Raw genomic sequence first — 802 nt, 5'->3', positions numbered from 1 at the left:
CTTCTTTTAAAGTTAAATCTTCTATTAGTCTATCTGTCATTTCCTTAACCTCTTCTTTTTTTACCAACCCTACTATCTTCATTATCTTCTTTAATGAAATATCAGTTTGTTCTAACAGATTTATTAATATCTCATATTTTTCTTCGGCTTTACCTTCCATTCTTCCAGCTGTTCTATTTTCAATTATTAATCCTTGCGCTAAGTTACACATATTTTCAACTCCTTTCTTTAACTCTTCACTCATTTTAAAACCATATTCTTTTTCTAAGATTCCCCTTATCTCTTGAACACTTCTTCCACTCATTCCAAACAGTAACATCACTACTCTTAATAATTCATCATTCTGTTCATATTTTTGGCTTATTTCATGTTTACTGCTTGTATAGATCGTTGCTATCTTGATCTTATCATAGGCTTCTTTTTCTTTTAACGGTATTCCTGATTCCACTTTTTCTTGTAGACTATATATCCTGATCGTTCCATCATATTTTAACGGTGCTTGAGGCATTAACCAGATTGAATATGTCTTTTGCATCTTTTGATAATTATCACCATTGATTACTGTTTTAAACTGCTTAGATATCAGTCGGCTTATATAAGCTATCCCTCTTGTTACTATCTTATAATCATTATAGATACTGTTTTGAGCTTCGATATTGATCTGCAGCTTACAAGCTCTTTGTTTATTTCTTTTAGGAACATCAAGTTCAAAATGGACATCAAATCTTAGTATTCCTTCTCCAGGAATGATTGATTCATTATTACTGGTTTTAACTACTCGATTACCTGGAAATACCGGTTC

Annotated in this window: 1 protein-coding gene; it reads right to left on the bottom strand. The window is 31.3% G+C overall.

Features of this window, described 5'->3' with window-relative positions:
- Positions 1-802: hypothetical protein (locus B5F09_RS14935; RefSeq protein WP_087375031.1), on the bottom strand; the 802-nt coding region annotated here is incomplete at both ends.

Origin of the sequence: Erysipelatoclostridium sp. An173 (genome assembly GCF_002160495.1) — a bacterium.
GTDB lineage: Bacteria > Bacillota_I > Bacilli_A > Erysipelotrichales > Coprobacillaceae > Thomasclavelia > Thomasclavelia merdavium.
This window is presented reverse-complemented; position numbering and strand designations above follow the sequence as displayed.